The organism is Pedobacter sp. P26, assembly GCF_050632135.1.
Classification (GTDB): domain Bacteria; phylum Bacteroidota; class Bacteroidia; order Sphingobacteriales; family Sphingobacteriaceae; genus Pedobacter.
The window spans coordinates 5,826,539-5,843,908 of record NZ_CP192574.1 but is presented as its reverse complement, the minus strand read 5'-3'; the positions used below and the strand labels follow the sequence as shown (position 1 = coordinate 5,843,908).

The window sequence follows — 17,370 nt, the reverse complement described above, 5'->3', positions numbered from 1 at the left end:
AAACATATTTGATAAAAATGTACAACATCTTAAAATCTGCGCACTCCGGATGGCGCTACATCGTATTAATTTTATTGGTTATTGCTGTAATCAATGCTTTATCGGGCTGGTTTGGTAATAAAACGTATACAGAAGGTAACCGCAAACTGAATGTATTTACGCTGATTAGTGCACACATTCAATTCCTGATAGGTTTGGTGCTTTTTTCTTAAGTCCATTAACAAAATTGCCAATGAGCGATGCTATTGGTCGTTATTTCAAGGCTGAACACACTTCGATGATGATTATTGCCATCATCTTGATTACGGTAGGTAACGCCAAATCGAAAAAGGTAGCAGAAGCTGTAGCAAAGCACCGCACTATAGCTATTTTCTTCGGACTGGCGTTGATTTTAATTATTGTAGCTATTCTATTAATGGTTAAGGCAGTTCCCGGAAGATCGTTTTTTGGAGTTTCTTAAGAGGATAATGTTTGCAATTGATATAAATCCCACTTTAACAGAGTGGGATTTTTAGTTTACTCGGTTTTTACGGAAAAGCACACAAATGAGGGCTGCTGAATCGTCATTGGTGGTGAAGCTCCCCGAACCGTCATTTCGAGCGAAGTGCAACGCAGCCGAGAAATCTTTCTCGAGATAGATCTCTCCATTTCGCTTCGCTTCAGTCGAGATGACGATCGTTTATTAAAAGGTGAAGAGGAAACCTTTGCGTACTATGTGCCTCCCTTAGCACACTTCGAGGTTAATAAATTACAATACTCAAAAGTATTATTCTCTCAAGAAAATTAACCGTTCGCTCAATTATTTTCATAAATATTTCGGTTTTTCAAAATTCTTTATATTTTTGTGGCTCATGATCAACAATATACATACATGGCTTTGGCAAAGTAATTCGAACGAATTGCGCTGGCTGCGTATGAACAAAATATAGTTTATCAACCTAAACCTTATTAAAGAACCATTAAAGCCCGGCGTAGAACCACACGCCGGGCTTTTTATTGTTAAAAAAAAATTACGAGAATGCAAACCATAAGCCTTACACCATTTTACCTTTATCATGTATAAAATAAATACGACTTACAAAAAAATGCTTGCTGATACCACTACGCCAGTGAGCATTTATTTACGCTTACGTGATGTGTACCCGAACAGCATCTTATTGGAAAGTTCAGATTACCACAGTAGAGAAAACTCAATGAGTTTTGTTTGTGCCGATCCTGTTGCCGGAATTATCCTAAAGGGATCACGGTTGGAAACCTATTTTCCGGATGGGGCAGTAGAAATTACTGAAAGTAAAAACCTGATTGATGAAATCGCCGATTTTAAGGATAAATTCAAAGAAACCGAATTGCCTGAAATCAAGTTTATCTCGAGCGGATTATTCGGTTATTTTACCTGGAACGCCGTACAGCATTTTGAAGATATCAAGTTTACTTCCGAAACCCCCGAAGGGAGGAGATTCCGGAGATGCAGTACCACTTATACCGTTATATCATTGCTATCGATCACTTCAAAAACGAAATTACGCTGTTCAAAAATACTTTCGAAGGCGAAGAAGAGGGTGGACTGGAAAAGATGGAATACCTGATCCAGAATAAAAATTATCCTGAATATAAGTTCCAGCTTCGTGGTGAGGAAAGTTCGAATTTAACCGATCAGGGTTTTATGGATTTGGTGACAAAATTACAAAAGCACATTTACCGGGGAGATGTTTTCCAGATCGTTCCTTCAAGAGCATTTAAACAGGCGTTTTCCGGAGATGAATTTAACGTGTACCGTTGTTTGCGTTCCATCAATCCTTCGCCTTACCTGTTTTATTTTGATTACGGGAATTTTAAGTTGTTCGGCTCTTCACCAGAGGCACAGATTACGATCAAAAATAATTCGGCAAACATTTTTCCAATCGCTGGAACATTTAAGAGAAGTGGAAACGATATTGAAGATGCAGAACAGGCCCGTAAACTGGAACAGGATCCGAAAGAAAGTGCTGAACACGTCATGCTGGTTGATTTGGCTAGAAACGATTTAAGCCGACACTGTAACCGTGTAGAGGTGAAATCGTTTAAAGAAGTACAATACTATTCGCACCTGATCCATTTGGTAAGTAAGGTGAGTGGACACCTGCAGGAAAATGTAAGTGCTTTTAAAGTGGTTGCCGATACCTATCCGGCAGGTACTTTAAGTGGTGCGCCAAAATACAAAGCCATGCAGCTGATTGATGAAAACGAAAAACTTGGCAGGAATTTTTATGCCGGCGCCATTGGTTTTATGGGTTTTAATGATGATTTCAACCATGCTATCATGATCAGGACTTTTATGAGCAAAAATAACGAACTGCATTACCGTGCTGGAGCAGGTATAGTGGCCGATTCGGTACCGGAAACCGAAATGCAGGAAGTAAATAATAAAATTGCTGCATTGCGTAAAGCGGTACAGATGGCAGAGGGAATTTAGTGAAGATGTAAAATGGATGAGGTGAGATGAATGATGTATATAAGGTGAAAAATTCAATGGAAAAAAATATAAATAATACTCCCCTTCAGGGGGCAAGGGAGTGGTCTTGGTTATCGATAACTACGATAGTTTTACCTACAATCTGGTGCATTTAATTAATGAAGTAGGATATGAAGCGGTAGTTTGGAGAAACGATAAATTCGATTTGGCTGATGTAGAAAAGTATGATAAAATATTACTTTCACCAGGCCCGGGTATTCCTGAAGAAGCGGGGCTATTACTTGATGTGATTAAGACTTATGCACCAACTAAAAGTATTTTTGGCGTATGTTTAGGCCAACAGGCCATTGCCGAAGTTTTTGGTGGTACCTTATTAAACCTGGGCAGACCGATGCATGGAATTGCCACACCCGTAACGGTTGTAGATGGGAATGAACCATTGTTCTGGGAATGCCCGCAAACCATTAATGTTGGTCGCTACCACAGTTGGGTGGTGAGTAAAGAGAACTTCCCTTCTTGTTTAAAAATAACTGCAAGAGATCATAAAAATGAGATCATGGCGTTAAGACATGAAACATTAGATGTTCGCGGGGTACAGTTTCACCCAGAAAGTGTGTTGACGGAGTATGGGAAACAGATGATGGAGAATTGGTTGACGTCTACTCCCTAGCGCTTTATTCATCCGGTCGTCATCCTGAACTTGATTCAGGATCTTACTGGAATTAGTTAATTATTAGATGCTGAAACAAGTTCAGCATGACGGATTAGTAAAATGAACATACTAGATAAAATCGTATTACGTAAAAAAGAAGAAATTGCCGCTGCGAAAGCTTTGGTTTCAGAAACAGATTTAGAAAATTCGGTGCATTTTAAGCGAACACCTTATTCTTTTAAAGAGTTTTTATTGGCTGAAGATCGAACAGGGATTATTGCTGAATTTAAGCGTCGCTCGCCTTCAAAAGGTTTGATTAACGGAACAGCCGATGTTGCCGAAGTTACACAGGCCTACAATGCAGCAGGCGCATCTGCACTTTCAGTATTAACGGATGAAGATTTCTTTGGTGGTAAAACAGACGATATTCTGGCTGCTAGGGCGGTAAATAATATTCCGATCTTAAGAAAAGATTTTATGATCGATGAATACCAGATTTTGGAAGCAAAAGCCTGGGGTGCTGATATCATCTTGTTGATTGCTTCGATTTTAACCCCTCAGCAGATCAACGATTTCGGGAAATTTGCAAAAGATTTAGGCTTAAATGTGCTTTTAGAAGTGCATAACCTTGAGGAACTTGAAAGGAGCATCTGCCCGAACCTGGATGCTATCGGTGTAAACAACAGAAACCTCGGCGACTTTACGGTTGACATCCAGACTTCTTTTGATCTGGTGAACAAAATCCCGGATGAGTTTTTAAAGATCTCAGAAAGTGCTATTAGCAATCCGCAAACGATTAAGGATTTAAAAGTCGCAGGTTTTAACGGGTTTTTGATCGGTGAGAATTTCATGAAAACAGATAGTCCGGGAACTGCTATTAAAGAATTTGTGGGGCAGATATAGCTGTTTATAAACCTCGCAGATTTTTAAAACCTGCGAGGTTTGTTTCAAGCTTCCATAAACTAAGGACTTCAGTCTTTTATTAAAATAAACCTGATAAAGCGGAAAACCCACAGCGAGGTACGAGCGAGGATTTGAAGCGATAGCAGGACTTTTGCAACCGAAGTGCACAGAACCCTGATTTCCTTAAAAATAATATTTTAGACTATCTCCAGTCGCCTGAGCGCACCAGGTGTTGTGATTTGGTCGTGCTGCTATGGAAGCTGTGACAATCCTATTCTCAAAAGGGAACTAAAAACATTTATTGCATCAGCATGGTTTGTTAGTGGATTTACACGTTGGCAAATTCGTATATTTGCTTTAATTACATGGGAAAACAAAAAACATACGATACTGCTGTTGTGCAGGAACGGGCAATTTTAGTCGGAGTAGTTACTCCTGGCGAAAAAGAAGCCCAAACAAAAGAATATTTAGATGAGCTGGCCTTTTTGGTTGATACAGCTGGCGGGAAAGTGGAAAAGATTTTTACTCAAAAAATGTTAAAACCAGAGCGTGCTACATTTGTGGGTACAGGTAAGCTGGAAGAAATTAAAGCTTACGTAAAATCAGAAGAAATTGATGTGGTTGTTTTTGATGACGAACTATCGCCGTCGCAACTGCGTAATATCGACCGTGAACTTGGTGTGAAAGTGCTGGATAGAAGTAATTTAATTCTTGATATTTTTGCCAACAGGGCCCAAACTGCGCAGGCAAAAACACAGGTAGAACTGGCACAATTACAATACGTTTTACCACGTTTAACAGGCATGTGGACCCACTTAGAACGGCAGAAAGGTGGTATCGGGATGCGTGGACCGGGTGAAACCCAGATTGAAAGTGACAGACGTATTATTCTAAATAAAATCTCTCTGTTAAAAGAACGTTTAAGAAATATCGACCGTCAGAATGAAACGCAGCGTAAAAACCGTGGTCAGCTGATTCGGGTGGCCCTGGTTGGTTATACTAACGTGGGTAAATCGACCATTATGAACATGCTTTCGAAATCGGAAGTATTTGCAGAGAACAAGTTGTTTGCAACCTTAGATACGACTGTACGTAAAGTAGTGATCGAAAATTTACCATTCCTGCTTTCTGATACCGTTGGGTTTATCCGCAAACTGCCTCACCATTTGGTAGAATGTTTTAAGTCTACTTTAGATGAGGTGCGTGAGGCGGACTTATTAATCCACGTGGTGGATGTTTCGCACCCCAACTTCGAAGATCAGATCAACACAGTTAACGAAACATTGAAAGATATTGGTGCCATTGATAAAGACATGATTTTAGTTTTTAATAAAATAGACGCCTATGTTTCGCCAGAGGTCGACAATGAAGAGGATGATGGAAAGCTTACTTTAGAAGACTTCAAAAAAAGCTGGATGAGCCACGATAAAGTGCCTGTACTGTTTATTTCAGCTACAGAAAAAGAGAACCTTGAAGAGTTTAAAACATTATTGTACGATAAGGTAAAAGCTGCGCACGTAGCGAGATACCCGTATGATAGTAATTTGTTGTATTGATAGCAAAGAAAGAATAATTTCTCGATTAATAACCAATTTTCAATGATCAAACCGTAGCGATGAGCTTAGAAAGATGAGTAAATAAATAGCCAAAAAAATGTCTTTTCAATTGTAATTTGATCATTGCTAATTGGATATTGTGATTTGATGATTGGTTATTGAATCTTTGGAACTTGGTTATTAAAATTAAACCTTAATCATTGTGATTTTTTAATTATCGCATCAAATATCAACATCAATTGATTTGCTTCACTCACTAAAAGTAATTTTGTAGGTTCCAGCTCTTTTTATCTTCAATATCGATCAGGTTAAGCCAAAGCCTGGTTTCTTTTGCTTCTTTTCGGTAAATAAAATCGGCCTTACTTAAAGATTCATTGGCTTCGATGTAATTTGCCGAAACAGAACCAGAAGATCGGACAACCTGCTTAATGTCTTGAATATTAATGATACTGTGCGTAACCTTTTTGCAATATGACCTAACAGATTGAGCGAATAGAAAAGTTCTTTCTTCAAGATTAAAGTTTGTTCCGTTGCTCATTAATTAAATATAAGTATTTTTACAAAATGCTGGAGGAATACAATCAACTTCAGTTTAATATTTTTTTGAATTTTTATTATCTTTTTCCATTCGATATTATCGACTAGCTATGGTCTGATAATTGAGTATTGGTTATTGATAATTTTAAACCTTATCAGTTTAATATTATCTACCTTGTATGGTCTGATAATTGATTATTGGTAATTGATAATTATAACATTATGGAAAGTAAACGTCAGCAGAAATTTGCAGGAGTATTACAAGAGGAGTTGGCACAGGTTTTTCAGCGTGAAGGTGCTGCATTTTTGCCTAATACATTGGTAACCATTACGCGTGTGAGGGTTTCGCCAGATCTGGCCGTAGCCAAGGTCTACCTGAGCTTTTTTAATACCAATAATACCACACTTTCTATCAATACCGTTAATGCGCATGCAGGTGAGATCAGGTATAAACTGGGCAGCCGTATCCGTCATCAGGTAAGGGTGGTGCCAGAACTTACTTTCTTTGTAGATGATACCAACGAATATGTAGAACGTATGGATCATCTTTTCGATAAGATTGCAAAGGAACCAAGACAAAAAGACGAAGACAGCGAATAGTTTTTTGTGAGGAAGCTAAGGGAACCCGTCAATTTCTTCACACATTTTATCCCGGCATTAATTGCAATTCCGGCTGGATATATATTGCTCCGGAAGTGCCATACCTCGATTGAATTTACGGCTGCCTGGATTTACAGCATCGGAACCTTTATTCTTTTTGGGGTAAGCGCCATGTACCATGGTTATCCTGCTACAGATTATGGCGTCCGCTTTTGGCAGAAATTTGATCATTGCTGCATTTATTTAATGATTGCTGGTTCTTATACGCCAACGGCCTTATTGGTTTTTGATGGCTGGCTGCGTTGGAGCTTGTTCGCTATTGTATGGATTATTGCCGTTGCAGGCTGCCTGCTCAAAATATTCAATCGGTTAAAAAGTACGGCCATATCGTTATCCATTTATATCTTAATGGGCTGTTTAATTGTACCGCTGCTACAGAAATGCTTGGGACTTTGCCCATCGGTGCAATTTTATGGTTACTGCTTGGAGGTGTTTTTTATATCGGCGGAACTTATTATTACGCGATGGATAAACAGTTGTCCAGATGGATGCACAGTCATGAATTATGGCATCTTTTTGTAATAGGCGGAGCTTTATCGCACTACATTTATAATTTCATGTATATCTTTAAATAATTGCAAATGCGAACTTTCGAGCAGGTTATTCAGTCAAATGCCGCATTGATCCGAAAAGTTGTTGATTTTGATGTAAAACAAGATCGGCTTCTGCCTTTGGATTTTACAGCTGCCAATACGGAATTAACAGATGAAATTTTGGACGATACCGATCTGTTCTCCGATTGGGTAGATGAAAAGCTGGCTAAAAACAATGCCCGCTACGGAATTGGCGGATACAACGAACACCGCACCATTTATTCGAGAAGTGCACATTTTGATACTGAAGAAGAACCCCGCAGGTTACATTTAGGTGTGGATATTTGGGGACCGGCCGGAACACCGATCTACAATTTTTACGATGCAACTGTGCAAAGTTTTGCTTATAACGATAACCTTGGCGATTACGGTGCTACCATCATTCTAACCTACGATATAGATGGCTTGAATTTTAATGTCTTATACGGGCATTTAAGTTTGGCTTCTTTAAATGGACTGGAGGAAGGTAAATTTATCCCTGCAGGAACAAAAATTGCAGAACTGGGTGTAAAAGAAGAAAATGGATCATGGCCACCGCATCTTCATTTTCAATTGATCAAAGATATGGGTGGACTAAAAGGCGATTATCCTGGCGTTTGTAAGTTTAGTGAAAGGGAAAAGTATTTAGCCAATTGCCCCGATCCGGATTTAATTTTGAAGGTTACTTTTTCTTAACTGCAAAGAAAATAAGGAATGCGCAAAGGGGCAAAGCTTTTTCTGTGCTTTCGGTGCCTCTGTGGCCAAATACGATGTTACAAACTTAACTACAGAGAGAACAGAGGGAAGGCACTGAGGCCTCAGAGAGATTTTTTGCGATCATTATTCCCAAATTGATTGGGAACCACGAAGTGTTTATGAATTCCTTTGAAAAGAGAAAAACTGATGAATAATCGTAATGCAATAATGCGGGAATGACGACCTTACTATTTAAATTAAACTCCTCATTTTCTATGTGATTAAATTATCGGCAATCTATCCGTGTTTCTATGCTTCCGTGGCTAAAACTCTTTTTTCCTCTGCGAAAAACTTTGTATTCTCTGCGGTTAAAACCGTAAATTAGTACAATGAAAAACCTGTTCACCGTTTGTTTACTTTTTTGCTGTTCACTGGCGATGGGCCAGGTTCAGTTTAAATCTGGGAAAAATGGTTTTGTCAATTTTTTAAGAGAGAATACGGTTTATCCCAGGTTTTCTAAAGATAATTGTATCCAGGGAATGGTAAATGTGAGTTTTAAGCTTAATACACAAGGCCAGGTTTATTTTTCAAAAGTGAGCAAAGGCATACTGTCTGACCTGGATGAAGAAGCCCTTCGGCTGGTGCGTTTAAGCAGTGGAAAATGGCAGGTTCCTGCGGGTTACGATACCACTGTTTCGATTGTTGCTCCGGTTAATTTTGTACTTTCAGGTTATAACTGTGAAGGAAAATCGAGCGAAGAAATGCAGGAGTCCATCCGAAGCTATCAGGCAGAAGAAGCTTTAACCAATTCGGTCATTAATTTTTATAAAAACATCGATCAGGCAAAACCAGGACAAGAAGCTCAGATCATTGCCATTAAAAATCAATTGGGCATTGATGATGAGTATCTCGATGACAGGATAAAAATGGCCTTAAAAAAATTAAGCAGGGTGATAAACAGGGAGCCTGCGAAGATTTCATCTTTGTTAAATATATGGGCAGTAAAAAAGCTGATGATTATTTGGCTCAATATTGCAAGTAAAATAAATTAATGAAAAACAGTACCCGATTTTTTGCCTTATTGGATATCATTAGCATTGCATTATTGGCTAAACAATTCTGGCAGATCTTAACACATTTAAATGAAATTCCAGACCAGGTACTCTCGCAGGCCAAGGTGGTTTTACTGTTGCCTTTATTTGTGTCGCTTTTTATTTCTGCGATCGGTTTAATCCTATTTAAAAAATTCGGCTTTATCACCTATTATATCCAGTTTCCTTTTCGTTTGGTGGTATGGGTATTTTCTATAGGTTTTATCACTTATTTGCCAGAAATGTTAAACCTTGGGGAGCGTTGGTTTGATATTTTATTCCGGATCTGTTTTATTGCCGAATTTTTCAGGTTGTATTTTACAATTAAAATTCATCGCTCATCCTTCTGATACCTGAGGTAAAACCACCGTTATGGCTGCCGGAAGAATTTTTGCTTCAACAGTATTTACCCTGCCAATATATTCTCCATCTACCTGAAAATGCGCCTGGTGTTTAGAAACAATTTTTACCTCAGCCGTTTGAAACACTTCTATTTTCTTGGGATTAAAAGGCAATTTGGTAATCCATATTTTTAATATTTCGAGGTAAGAGTAATCCTTTACCAAAATCACTTCAAAAAGTTCATCATCTAATTTTCCATCAGGATTGATCTTTAGTCCGGAGCCATACATGGTGGCATTAGCAATGGCCACCATCGCAGCTTTAGAGTTAACGGTTTCATCTTTAAGCTTCAGTTGTACTTCCATGCGGCGGTGATTCCACAAGGCATGCCAGGTGGCTTTTGCATAGCCCCACATGCCACGTTCGGGCATGGTATCGAATTTCTTTACCAAATAGGCATTAAAACCCAGGTCGGATAAATGGATGCAGATTTCATCGTTCAGTTTAACCACATGTATTTTCTTTAACCGGCCTTCCTCTAAAAGCGCTAAAGCCAATTCAATATCAGTAGGAATGCCCAGTTCCTTCGCCATCCCATTCGCTGAGCCTGCAGGGATAATCCCAATGGGGGTTTCGGTATTCAATAAACATTCCGCTACAAGTTTTAATGTCCCGTCGCCGCCAACAGCCACTACACGGTCGGCTTTTGAGTCGTTTATTTTTGCTTTTATTTTATCTAAAGAGCAGTCTTTTGGCAGTTCGAATAGATCGATTTCAGTGTTTTTTACCTCGAAATGTGCAGAAATTACTTCCTTTAAGTTTATATCGTGACTGCCTGAGCCCGGATTGATGATGAAGAGTAATTTCATGGTGGATGCCTTATGTTTACTTCACAAACAACTTTTAATAAACTCTGTTTTAATAACGATGAATAAATCTGTTAGTGTAAAAGTATATCATGGTTATGGTCACGCGCATAATTTGGTTGTTTATGGTCATGTTTTTAAACGGAAGGCGAAAACGCAGCAGGTTTACAGCAACAATATCTTTGTCAATATCGCTCATCTGTTAAAGCTTTTTATTTTAAAACCCTACGCTTTTGTGGAGGTTCGTTTGCGCTTTTTTGATCAGGTCATCTACAACAGAACCGAGAGCGATGGCTTTTTTAAATTCGAATGGAAGGCTGAACAGGATATCCCCGCGGGCTGGCACGATGTTGAAGTAGAAGCAATTGATCAGAATGGGTCCGTTTTAAGTGCTGGCGAAGGCAAGATTTATGTGCCGCATATTACCCAGTATGCTTTCATTTCTGATGTGGATGATACCGTAATGGTTTCGCATTCGGCAACCATTGGGAGGCGATTGAGAGAACTTTTTATCAAAAATCCACATACCCGTAAAACCTTTCCTAATGCAGCCAGTCATTATCAACAATTGGCTTTATCTCATACGGATGCAGCACAACCTAATCCTTTTTTTATGTGAGCAGCAGCGAATGGAATTTGTATGATTACCTGGTCGAAACCTTTAAGTTTAACAAATTGCCGGATGGTGCTTTTCTTTTAAATACGCTGAAAAGATGGAAAGATCTGATTAAAACCGGCAAAACCGGACATGAAGGGAAATTATTAAGAGTAATGCGGATCCTGGATGCCTTTCCCAATCAGAAGTTTGTATTTTTTGGAGATAATTCGCAACAGGATCCTGAAATTTATAGTTCCATCGTAGAGAAATACCCGAAAAATATTGAAGCAGTTTATATTCGTAATATCAGGCCAGAAAAAGAGGCTGAAACCAAAGTGTTGCTTAAAAAAGTAGAAGATAAGGGGGTTGGGGCATGTTTATTTAATAGGAGTGAAGAGGCAATTGAGCATTCAAAATCAATAGGGCTCATCCAATAGTTTTTGGAGCGCAAGAGTTGTGCTCATCGGGTTCAAGTGTCCCGCTTTTCTTCCTGCCCCGATGATGTATCGTGGGCATCCATCCAATCGGGGCTAAGTACAAAGTTTTTGCTAATGGGGCAGGCCACAGTTTAATAAACCTGACAGGAGCGAGCACCGAACGCAGAGCGGTAAAGCGGATGGCAGGACTGTCGGATCCGATAGACACAGAACCCTGCTTTTCAAAAAAATGTTTACAGATTTCTCCGCTACGGTCGAAATGGCGGAACTATATATATATGTTCAGATTAAGAAATTGATTTTCCGAACGGTGTAAATGCTAAATTCATCAGCTTAAAATGCTGGCGACCGAAAGGAATACCTACGATGGTAATGCAAAGCAGAATTCCGAAAAATAAATGGGTTAGGGCAATCCAAAAACCGCCGCAGCAAATCCAGATCAAATTCATGATGGTAGATAGGCAGCCTGTGTTTGATGAGGTATCGGTTATTTTAACGCCAAAAGGCGCAAGACCAACAATGGCGAATTTAAAACATTGGATGCCAAAAGGAATACCTACAATGGTTAGGCAAAGGATCAAACCTCCGATAATGTATTCGAAAAAAATAAAGATGCCGCCAAAAATAATCCAGATGATATTGCCTAAAAAGTTCATTGTGTTTGTTTAGGTTAAGATTTAAGAATTTGCTTTTTGTTACAGATCAAATGATGCATTCTTAATCGATTCTCCGTAATTTGGAATCACACACAAAAGAAACACAACATGAAAAAATTAATTTTTATAGCGGCACTCGCTGCTTGCTTTGGGCTATCTGATGCCAAAGCTCAAAATGTAAATGGAAGGAAGCTAACCGATATTCATGTAGATTATATCCAGGTCCGTGCCGAAAAAAGTCTGTTAGCCAATAAACAATGGATTATATTTGAATACGGTCAAAAAAAGGGAGATTATAGCGAGCTGTACATCCGTGATGATGATGGCAATAAACTCGAATTTAATTCTGCAATTGACTGTGTTAACAAAATGAAAAACTATGGATATGAATTATTAAGCGTCTACACGGAGCAAATTGATAATGATACTAACCGGCCAGTATACGTGTTAAAAAGAAAATAAAACTATAGCATCATTATAAACGTTTAAATTTTTTAATGTTCCATCTCATCTAAAATTAACCCTATGAACAAATTATCGGTCACTATTGTATTTTTTGCATTTATTGTGGCAGCCTTAACGGGCTGTGGCGAAAAGTTTAACGCGAAATCTGAAAAAGAATTCGAAACTTCTAAAGCTAAAATCGTAAAAAACCTGAATAAGGAAGAACAGGTAAATCTAGAGAAAGCCCTTAGGGTGATCGCCTTAGAATCGATGCGGTTAAAATGGAATGAACCTGAAAAATACAAGGGGAAATCTTTCGATAAAATTTCATTGGAAATGATTGATGGTTTAAGCTACTCGTCAGTGGTAAATCTCGCCGAAGATCTTTTGCAGGCACACAATAAAAAAGAAATCGCAAAAGTATCAGGAGAAATTGATACACTCGAAATCCAGAAAAAGGAGTTGGTCGTTAATAAACAGAAACTGGATATCTTTAAAGTAACCAGCCTGACGTTAACAGAAGATGACTTTTTTGGAGAAAAAGTTCCGGAATTGGATATTGAATATGCTTTTACAGGAAAACAAGCATTAACAGGAGGAGTGGCCATTAAGGTTGAGGTTAGGGAAATATCGACTAAAAAAGTAATTGCATCCCAGATTTGGGGTGATGCGGAAGAGGTTGGCACCTTAAGCCCGGGTGACAGCAAGAATGGTAATGTGATGCTCAGAGAGGCGAAAGAAAACAATCAGGAAAAGTGGAAAAATGTTAAATATCCTGTAGAAAATGCCAGGCTTTCAGATTTTGATCTGGAACTTGAATTACTTGCATCGAGTATTACCATAAATGGCAAAACCATAGCCTTGCCAAAATACAACGCTGAAGATATTGATGCCGAAATTAAAAAGAAGAAAGCTGAATTAAAGGAACTTCAGGAAACTAAAGGAACTTTAGATGAACTGGAGCTAACAAACAAATAAGCTGATTTAATCTGTCATGTTGAGCTTGTAGAAACGCTTTTAAAAGTTTTTCGATAGGCTTACCATTGACAGACTCCTTTATACGGCCGTCATTCCCGCGCAGCCGGGAATCTTAAAGCGCTTGCATTACGATTCCCAATCAAGTTGGGAATGACGATCTCTCGCAGAGAACGATTCGTAAAAAAAGCTGTAATTAATTTTCGTTCAATAAATTAACCCTCAGTCTTGGCAAATCTGATATTTATAAAGCAGCTTGCCAATACCTATATAAAATCCAGCGTATTAAACTTCTTATTCAGAATATCAGCATTATTTACATCCAGCCATTTATCTAAAATGGTACCATAAACCTGCCTGAAATCCAATTGGTATTTTAAATCTCCGGTATCTAAATCACCCAAGTTAGGAGCTGCATTAAATATTCCTTGTTTCTTCAATTTTCCGCCAAAAACAAACATATTGTTTGCTGTTCCATGGTCGGTTCCGTTACTGGCATTTTGTTCTACTCTGCGGCCGAACTCGGAGAAGGTAATTACCAAAGTATCGTCTAATTTATTATTGGTTTTTAAGTCTTTTAAGAAAGCGGCCATACCCTCGCTGTATTGCTTGAGCAGATTTCCCTGCTGACCGACCTGGTTTACGTGGGTATCGAAACCGCTTAACGAAACATAATAAACCCTTGTTTTTAATCCCGAGGAAATAAATTTCGAAACTGTCTTTAACTGGTTGGCAAAACCCGAGTTAGGATATGTTGATTTAGACTGATAAACTTTGGAAGTATTCTGTATATAATTGGCTGATGACGAGGTTTCGATCATGGTTTTGTACAAGTAGCCCAAATTATCTTCATCCAAATGCTCTTTATCATTTTGCAGCATGGCCTTAAAGAACGGGTCGTTCGTATTACGGAATAAGGCTGCAGGATCTTTTAATGCAATTCCTTTTTTGGTTTGCCCTTTCATGGCCAGAGAAAGTGAGTCATCAACTTCTATCGCGGTATAAGGGAATTTACAGGTTTGACAATTGCTGTCCAAATAGCGGCCAATCCATCCGGTGGATAAAAATTGATTACTATCACTACCGGTTTGCCAGATATCCATCGAACGGAAGTGCGACCGGTCTGGGTTAGGGTAGCCAACATCGTTAATGATGGTCATCCAGCCTTGATCATGTATTTCCTGCAGCGCAGCCATATTTGGGTTTAAGCCCTGCATATCGTTCAATTTGATCACTTCTTCAGGCTTAATGGCGATACTACTTCTTTTTTGATAATAAATGTCATTTCCAAATGGAACGACTGTATTTAAGCCGTCATTTCCGCCGGAAAGCTGCACCACAACCAGGTTTTTATAGAGGCTCAATTCATCAAGTGCCATGGCCTCAAGTGGTTTCATAAAAGCCGGAACGAATAGCGTACCTGCTGCAACAAATCCTGTATTTCTTAAAAAATTTCTTCTGTTCATCTTGTTGGTGTTTTAGTTCACTTGTTCATTGGCTGATGGTTCATAGTTTTATAGTTGATGGCCTGGGTGTTTAGCGAAACCGATATGAACAATGAGCCATCAACCAATTCATCTAGCACAACTGATACTCCGGCATACTCGTAATCTCAACCGCAGTACTCCGCAGTCCTTTATTATCACTTACCATGGCCGTGATTTTATCGTTTAATTTTGGTTGTAATAAAAACTCGGTGAGCGCTAATGGCGTTAATCCTTTCGGCAAGGTGCCTAAAAATTTAGGCCAATCGGCATTTGCGTTAACGTATGATTTTGGTTTTGTATTGGCGTTGGCATTGGTGGTTGCTACCCTGCTTAGTGCAATTACGGCCTCATCTTCGGGATCTGCCTTGCCGCTAAAATCGATTTCTCCGTCATTTAACACAAGTGAAGGAATCCGCATCCTTAACATTAACGATGAGCTATCGATCCAGCTTTGTCCGCCTGGCCAGCCTGCAACATTGGGCGGGTTAAATAAATATTGCCCCAAACTGCTTTGTAGCTGTATTAAAACCTGTGGTTTGTTATAAGTAACATAAAACTCCCGACTTAAACCCACTAAAAATTCGGCTGGCGATTTAATTTTTGTGCCTACATTTTCCGGGCTATAAAACCAATCAGAAGTAAACATTTTTTTCATCATCGAAGCAATGTCGTATTTCGAATTGTAAAAATGTGTGGCTAGTTCTTTAACATGTTCCTCATTTGGGTTGTCATTAACAAAGAACTTATATACTTTCCAGGCAATAAATTGTGCGGTTTCTGGTTTTTCAAGAATAATATCAATGATGTTTTCGCCTTCAAAATTCCCGATTTTACCGAAAAAGGTTTTTGTACCGGTATCGTGCTGGTTATTTCTAAAAATAAACGAACCATCTTTATCATACATCCAGCCGGTAAATGAGCGGGCAGATTCTTTAATGTCCTGCTCGGTATAATTTCCCCTTCCTAATGTAAAAAGCTCCATAAGTTCGCGGGCAAAATTCTCATTAGGCTTACCTTTTTTATTCTGCTGGTTATTGAGGTATTGCAACATTGCAGGCGATTTAGAAACTTCAATCAATAAGGTTTTAAAGCTTCCTAAGGCATTTGCTCTTTGAATGTTGTTTAGTTGTTGTGCAAAATAGGGATTGTTGCTGCGGCACGCAAAATGACCATGCCAAAAGAGCGTCATCTTTTCCCTCAACGGAGCATCCGTATTAATCATCTTGGTAATGAAGGCAATATTCAGGTCGCGGCTCACATCGTTTTGCTCGCGTATAATCTGCTGACGCATTTTCTTTTCATCATCCGTCAGGTCTTTTTTAGCATATAAACCTGCCTGTACCAAAAGCTGCCGTTTTGATTCAAAATCATTTACTAAATTGATGGGATCGTCTTTTTGGGAATCTTTAAGCAAGTTATCTACTACTTTATCAAGTTTTTTTTGCTTAATTTTTGTAAGTCGGTATAAGAAATACCGAAGCCGGCCCGATTGTAAAGATGTTTTACTTTTAAGAAATTATCTTTTGTGCTCATCATGGACTGTTTTTACAATATGACTTATTTAGAACGTCAGGGTTTAATCTTTGTTTTCTTTCTTATTTTCGCCTATGTTTTTTCAACTCTTAGATAATCACCCTGGTTTCCCTGATCCAGCTTTGGCAGAAGAGGATGGTTTGCTGGCCATTGGTGGAGATCTAAGTATGGAAAGATTGCTGGTTGCCTATTCTAACGGGATATTTCCGTGGTTTAGCGAAGGCGAACCAATCCTTTGGTATTCGCCACACGAGCGTTGTGTGATTTATCCTGATAAAATCAAAATCAGTAAAAGCATGCAGAAAATTTTAAAACACGAGGTTTTTGACATTACTTTTAACCAGGCTTTTGCCGAAGTGATCCGGAATTGTGCAACCACGGAAAGAAAGGGGCAGGATGGAACCTGGATTACAAACGAGATGCAACAGGCTTACATCCATCTTCATCAGCAGGGTTATGCCCACAGTGTAGAAGTTTGGCTGGAAAATCAATTGGTTGGTGGTTTATATGGACTTAAAGTTAACCGCGTGTTTTGTGGTGAAAGTATGTTTAGTCATGTCAGTAATGCTTCAAAAGCTGCCCTTATTTTTTTAAGCAAAATGAATATTGATTTGATTGACTGTCAGTTGCCAAATGACCATTTGGTGAGTTTGGGTGCAGAAATGATCAGCAGGGAGTTGTATATGGAAATGCTAGAGGTTCATTAATACCTAGACGCTTTTAGTTTGTCATTTTATTTGAAGCGCAGCTTCCTACAGCTATTTAGGTTTCTTCCCGCTTTACGTTTTACTTCTCCCGGTGCTATTTTCAGTGCCTATTGATTGGTGAAGAACCGGGATGCGTGCTCACTTCAATCGGGGCTAGGAAACTATGCCTGCGTTAATATTCCCGGTTAATTGCCTAATCCTTAAAT

19 protein-coding genes and 2 pseudogenes are annotated in these 17,370 nt (G+C 38.9%); 16 read left to right on the top strand and 5 right to left on the bottom strand.

The window, feature by feature from the left end:
* Positions 1–17 precede the first annotated feature (17 nt).
* The 6 genes and pseudogenes from ACQ86H_RS27210 (at position 18) to hflX (ending at position 5,563) form a co-directional block, all read left to right on the top strand.
* Positions 18–212 carry a hypothetical protein gene (locus ACQ86H_RS27210; RefSeq protein ID WP_431293112.1) on the top strand — a complete coding sequence of 65 codons (195 nt, stop codon included), beginning with the start codon at positions 18–20 and terminating at the stop codon, positions 210–212.
* A 20-nt stretch (positions 213–232) separates the two neighbouring features.
* A complete protein-coding gene (locus ACQ86H_RS27205; protein WP_431293111.1) occupies positions 233–460 on the top strand; it encodes a hypothetical protein in 228 nt (75 codons plus the stop codon).
* 595 nt (positions 461–1,055) lie between these two features.
* Positions 1,056–2,452 (top strand): annotated as a pseudogene (locus ACQ86H_RS27200) (anthranilate synthase component I family protein).
* Positions 2,453–2,552: 100 nt separating this feature from the next.
* Positions 2,553–3,122, top strand: coding sequence for an anthranilate synthase component II (locus ACQ86H_RS27195; protein ID WP_431293110.1), 570 nt, complete (start codon positions 2,553–2,555; stop codon positions 3,120–3,122).
* A gap of 102 nt (positions 3,123–3,224) precedes the next feature.
* On the top strand, positions 3,225–4,007 hold the full coding sequence (gene trpC, locus ACQ86H_RS27190) for an indole-3-glycerol phosphate synthase TrpC (RefSeq protein WP_431293109.1): 783 nt from the start codon (positions 3,225–3,227) through the stop codon (positions 4,005–4,007).
* Between the two features lie 365 nt (positions 4,008–4,372).
* Positions 4,373–5,563, top strand: a complete 1,191-nt coding sequence (hflX, locus tag ACQ86H_RS27185; RefSeq protein WP_431293108.1) for a GTPase HflX — start codon at positions 4,373–4,375, stop codon at positions 5,561–5,563.
* 256 nt (positions 5,564–5,819) lie between these two features.
* Here the strand turns inward: hflX and ACQ86H_RS27180 are convergent, their stop codons facing one another.
* A complete protein-coding gene (locus ACQ86H_RS27180) occupies positions 5,820–6,101 on the bottom strand; it encodes a four helix bundle protein (RefSeq protein WP_431293107.1) in 282 nt (93 codons plus the stop codon).
* A gap of 221 nt (positions 6,102–6,322) precedes the next feature.
* Here ACQ86H_RS27180 and rbfA point away from each other — a divergent pair, with 221 nt between their 5' ends.
* From rbfA to ACQ86H_RS27155, 5 genes and pseudogenes are all read left to right on the top strand, one after another.
* Positions 6,323–6,700 carry a 30S ribosome-binding factor RbfA gene (gene rbfA, locus ACQ86H_RS27175; protein WP_025143353.1) on the top strand — a complete coding sequence of 126 codons (378 nt, stop codon included), beginning with the start codon at positions 6,323–6,325 and terminating at the stop codon, positions 6,698–6,700.
* Between the two features lie 6 nt (positions 6,701–6,706).
* Positions 6,707–7,335, top strand: a pseudogene (gene trhA, locus ACQ86H_RS27170) (PAQR family membrane homeostasis protein TrhA).
* Between the two features lie 6 nt (positions 7,336–7,341).
* Positions 7,342–8,028 (top strand): peptidoglycan DD-metalloendopeptidase family protein, encoded by a 687-nt coding sequence (locus ACQ86H_RS27165; RefSeq protein ID WP_431293106.1) that lies wholly within the window; start codon positions 7,342–7,344, stop codon positions 8,026–8,028.
* 389 nt (positions 8,029–8,417) lie between these two features.
* Positions 8,418–9,080 carry a TonB family protein gene (locus ACQ86H_RS27160; protein WP_431293105.1) on the top strand — a complete coding sequence of 221 codons (663 nt, stop codon included), beginning with the start codon at positions 8,418–8,420 and terminating at the stop codon, positions 9,078–9,080.
* A complete protein-coding gene (locus tag ACQ86H_RS27155; protein ID WP_431293104.1) occupies positions 9,080–9,469 on the top strand; it encodes a hypothetical protein in 390 nt (129 codons plus the stop codon). Before ACQ86H_RS27160 ends, ACQ86H_RS27155 begins: the two co-directional genes overlap by 1 nt.
* Here ACQ86H_RS27155 and ACQ86H_RS27150 read toward each other — a convergent pair.
* Positions 9,458–10,330, bottom strand: coding sequence for a diacylglycerol/lipid kinase family protein (locus ACQ86H_RS27150; RefSeq protein ID WP_431293103.1), 873 nt, complete (start codon positions 10,328–10,330; stop codon positions 9,458–9,460). The genes ACQ86H_RS27155 and ACQ86H_RS27150 overlap by 12 nt on opposite strands.
* Positions 10,331–10,388: 58 nt before the next feature.
* On the opposite strand from ACQ86H_RS27150, the gene ACQ86H_RS27145 reads away from it, so the two are divergent.
* On the top strand, positions 10,389–10,946 hold the full coding sequence (locus ACQ86H_RS27145; RefSeq protein ID WP_431293102.1) for a phosphatase domain-containing protein: 558 nt from the start codon (positions 10,389–10,391) through the stop codon (positions 10,944–10,946).
* Complete coding sequence (locus ACQ86H_RS27140; protein ID WP_431293101.1) at positions 10,943–11,362, top strand: phosphatase domain-containing protein; 420 nt, start codon at positions 10,943–10,945, stop codon at positions 11,360–11,362. The genes ACQ86H_RS27145 and ACQ86H_RS27140 overlap by 4 nt, the downstream gene beginning before the upstream one ends.
* Positions 11,363–11,649: 287 nt before the next feature.
* Here the strand turns inward: ACQ86H_RS27140 and ACQ86H_RS27135 are convergent, their stop codons facing one another.
* The gene (locus ACQ86H_RS27135; RefSeq protein WP_138819563.1) at positions 11,650–12,018 is read right to left on the bottom strand and encodes a YccF domain-containing protein; all 369 of its coding nucleotides are present in this window, start codon (positions 12,016–12,018) and stop codon (positions 11,650–11,652) included.
* A gap of 108 nt (positions 12,019–12,126) precedes the next feature.
* On the opposite strand from ACQ86H_RS27135, the gene ACQ86H_RS27130 reads away from it, so the two are divergent.
* Entirely contained in the window at positions 12,127–12,480 is a 354-nt protein-coding gene (locus tag ACQ86H_RS27130; RefSeq protein ID WP_431293100.1) for a hypothetical protein, read from the top strand.
* 63 nt (positions 12,481–12,543) lie between these two features.
* Positions 12,544–13,440: a DUF6694 family lipoprotein gene (locus ACQ86H_RS27125; protein ID WP_431293099.1), complete on the top strand. Its 897-nt coding sequence runs from the start codon at positions 12,544–12,546 to the stop codon at positions 13,438–13,440.
* Positions 13,441–13,703: 263 nt separating this feature from the next.
* On the opposite strand, the gene ACQ86H_RS27120 is transcribed toward ACQ86H_RS27125, so the two are convergent.
* A complete protein-coding gene (locus ACQ86H_RS27120; RefSeq protein ID WP_138819566.1) occupies positions 13,704–14,903 on the bottom strand; it encodes a DUF1501 domain-containing protein in 1,200 nt (399 codons plus the stop codon).
* Positions 14,904–15,015: 112 nt separating this feature from the next.
* Entirely contained in the window at positions 15,016–16,338 is a 1,323-nt protein-coding gene (locus ACQ86H_RS27115) for a DUF1800 domain-containing protein (protein ID WP_431293098.1), read from the bottom strand.
* A gap of 193 nt (positions 16,339–16,531) precedes the next feature.
* Here ACQ86H_RS27115 and aat point away from each other — a divergent pair, with 193 nt between their 5' ends.
* The gene (aat, locus tag ACQ86H_RS27110) at positions 16,532–17,164 is read left to right on the top strand and encodes a leucyl/phenylalanyl-tRNA--protein transferase (protein WP_138819568.1); all 633 of its coding nucleotides are present in this window, start codon (positions 16,532–16,534) and stop codon (positions 17,162–17,164) included.
* The last annotated feature ends 206 nt before the right edge of the window (positions 17,165–17,370 follow it).

Bases quoted from the DNA above. Each gene is read 5' to 3' on its own strand.
- aat (WP_138819568.1), top strand. From the start codon at position 16,532: ATGTTTTTTCAACTCTTAGATAATCACCCTGGTTTCCCTGATCCAGCT.
- ACQ86H_RS27145 (WP_431293102.1), top strand. From the start codon at position 10,389: ATGAATAAATCTGTTAGTGTAAAAGTATATCATGGTTATGGTCACGCG.
- ACQ86H_RS27180 (WP_431293107.1), bottom strand. From the start codon at position 6,101: ATGAGCAACGGAACAAACTTTAATCTTGAAGAAAGAACTTTTCTATTC.
- ACQ86H_RS27155 (WP_431293104.1), top strand. From the start codon at position 9,080: ATGAAAAACAGTACCCGATTTTTTGCCTTATTGGATATCATTAGCATT.
- ACQ86H_RS27125 (WP_431293099.1), top strand. From the start codon at position 12,544: ATGAACAAATTATCGGTCACTATTGTATTTTTTGCATTTATTGTGGCA.
- ACQ86H_RS27135 (WP_138819563.1), bottom strand. From the start codon at position 12,018: ATGAACTTTTTAGGCAATATCATCTGGATTATTTTTGGCGGCATCTTT.
- trpC (WP_431293109.1), top strand. From the start codon at position 3,225: ATGAACATACTAGATAAAATCGTATTACGTAAAAAAGAAGAAATTGCC.
- ACQ86H_RS27130 (WP_431293100.1), top strand. From the start codon at position 12,127: ATGAAAAAATTAATTTTTATAGCGGCACTCGCTGCTTGCTTTGGGCTA.
- ACQ86H_RS27205 (WP_431293111.1), top strand. From the start codon at position 233: ATGAGCGATGCTATTGGTCGTTATTTCAAGGCTGAACACACTTCGATG.
- ACQ86H_RS27210 (WP_431293112.1), top strand. From the start codon at position 18: ATGTACAACATCTTAAAATCTGCGCACTCCGGATGGCGCTACATCGTA.
- ACQ86H_RS27160 (WP_431293105.1), top strand. From the start codon at position 8,418: ATGAAAAACCTGTTCACCGTTTGTTTACTTTTTTGCTGTTCACTGGCG.
- ACQ86H_RS27165 (WP_431293106.1), top strand. From the start codon at position 7,342: ATGCGAACTTTCGAGCAGGTTATTCAGTCAAATGCCGCATTGATCCGA.
- hflX (WP_431293108.1), top strand. From the start codon at position 4,373: ATGGGAAAACAAAAAACATACGATACTGCTGTTGTGCAGGAACGGGCA.
- rbfA (WP_025143353.1), top strand. From the start codon at position 6,323: ATGGAAAGTAAACGTCAGCAGAAATTTGCAGGAGTATTACAAGAGGAG.
- ACQ86H_RS27120 (WP_138819566.1), bottom strand. From the start codon at position 14,903: ATGAACAGAAGAAATTTTTTAAGAAATACAGGATTTGTTGCAGCAGGT.
- ACQ86H_RS27150 (WP_431293103.1), bottom strand. From the start codon at position 10,330: ATGAAATTACTCTTCATCATCAATCCGGGCTCAGGCAGTCACGATATA.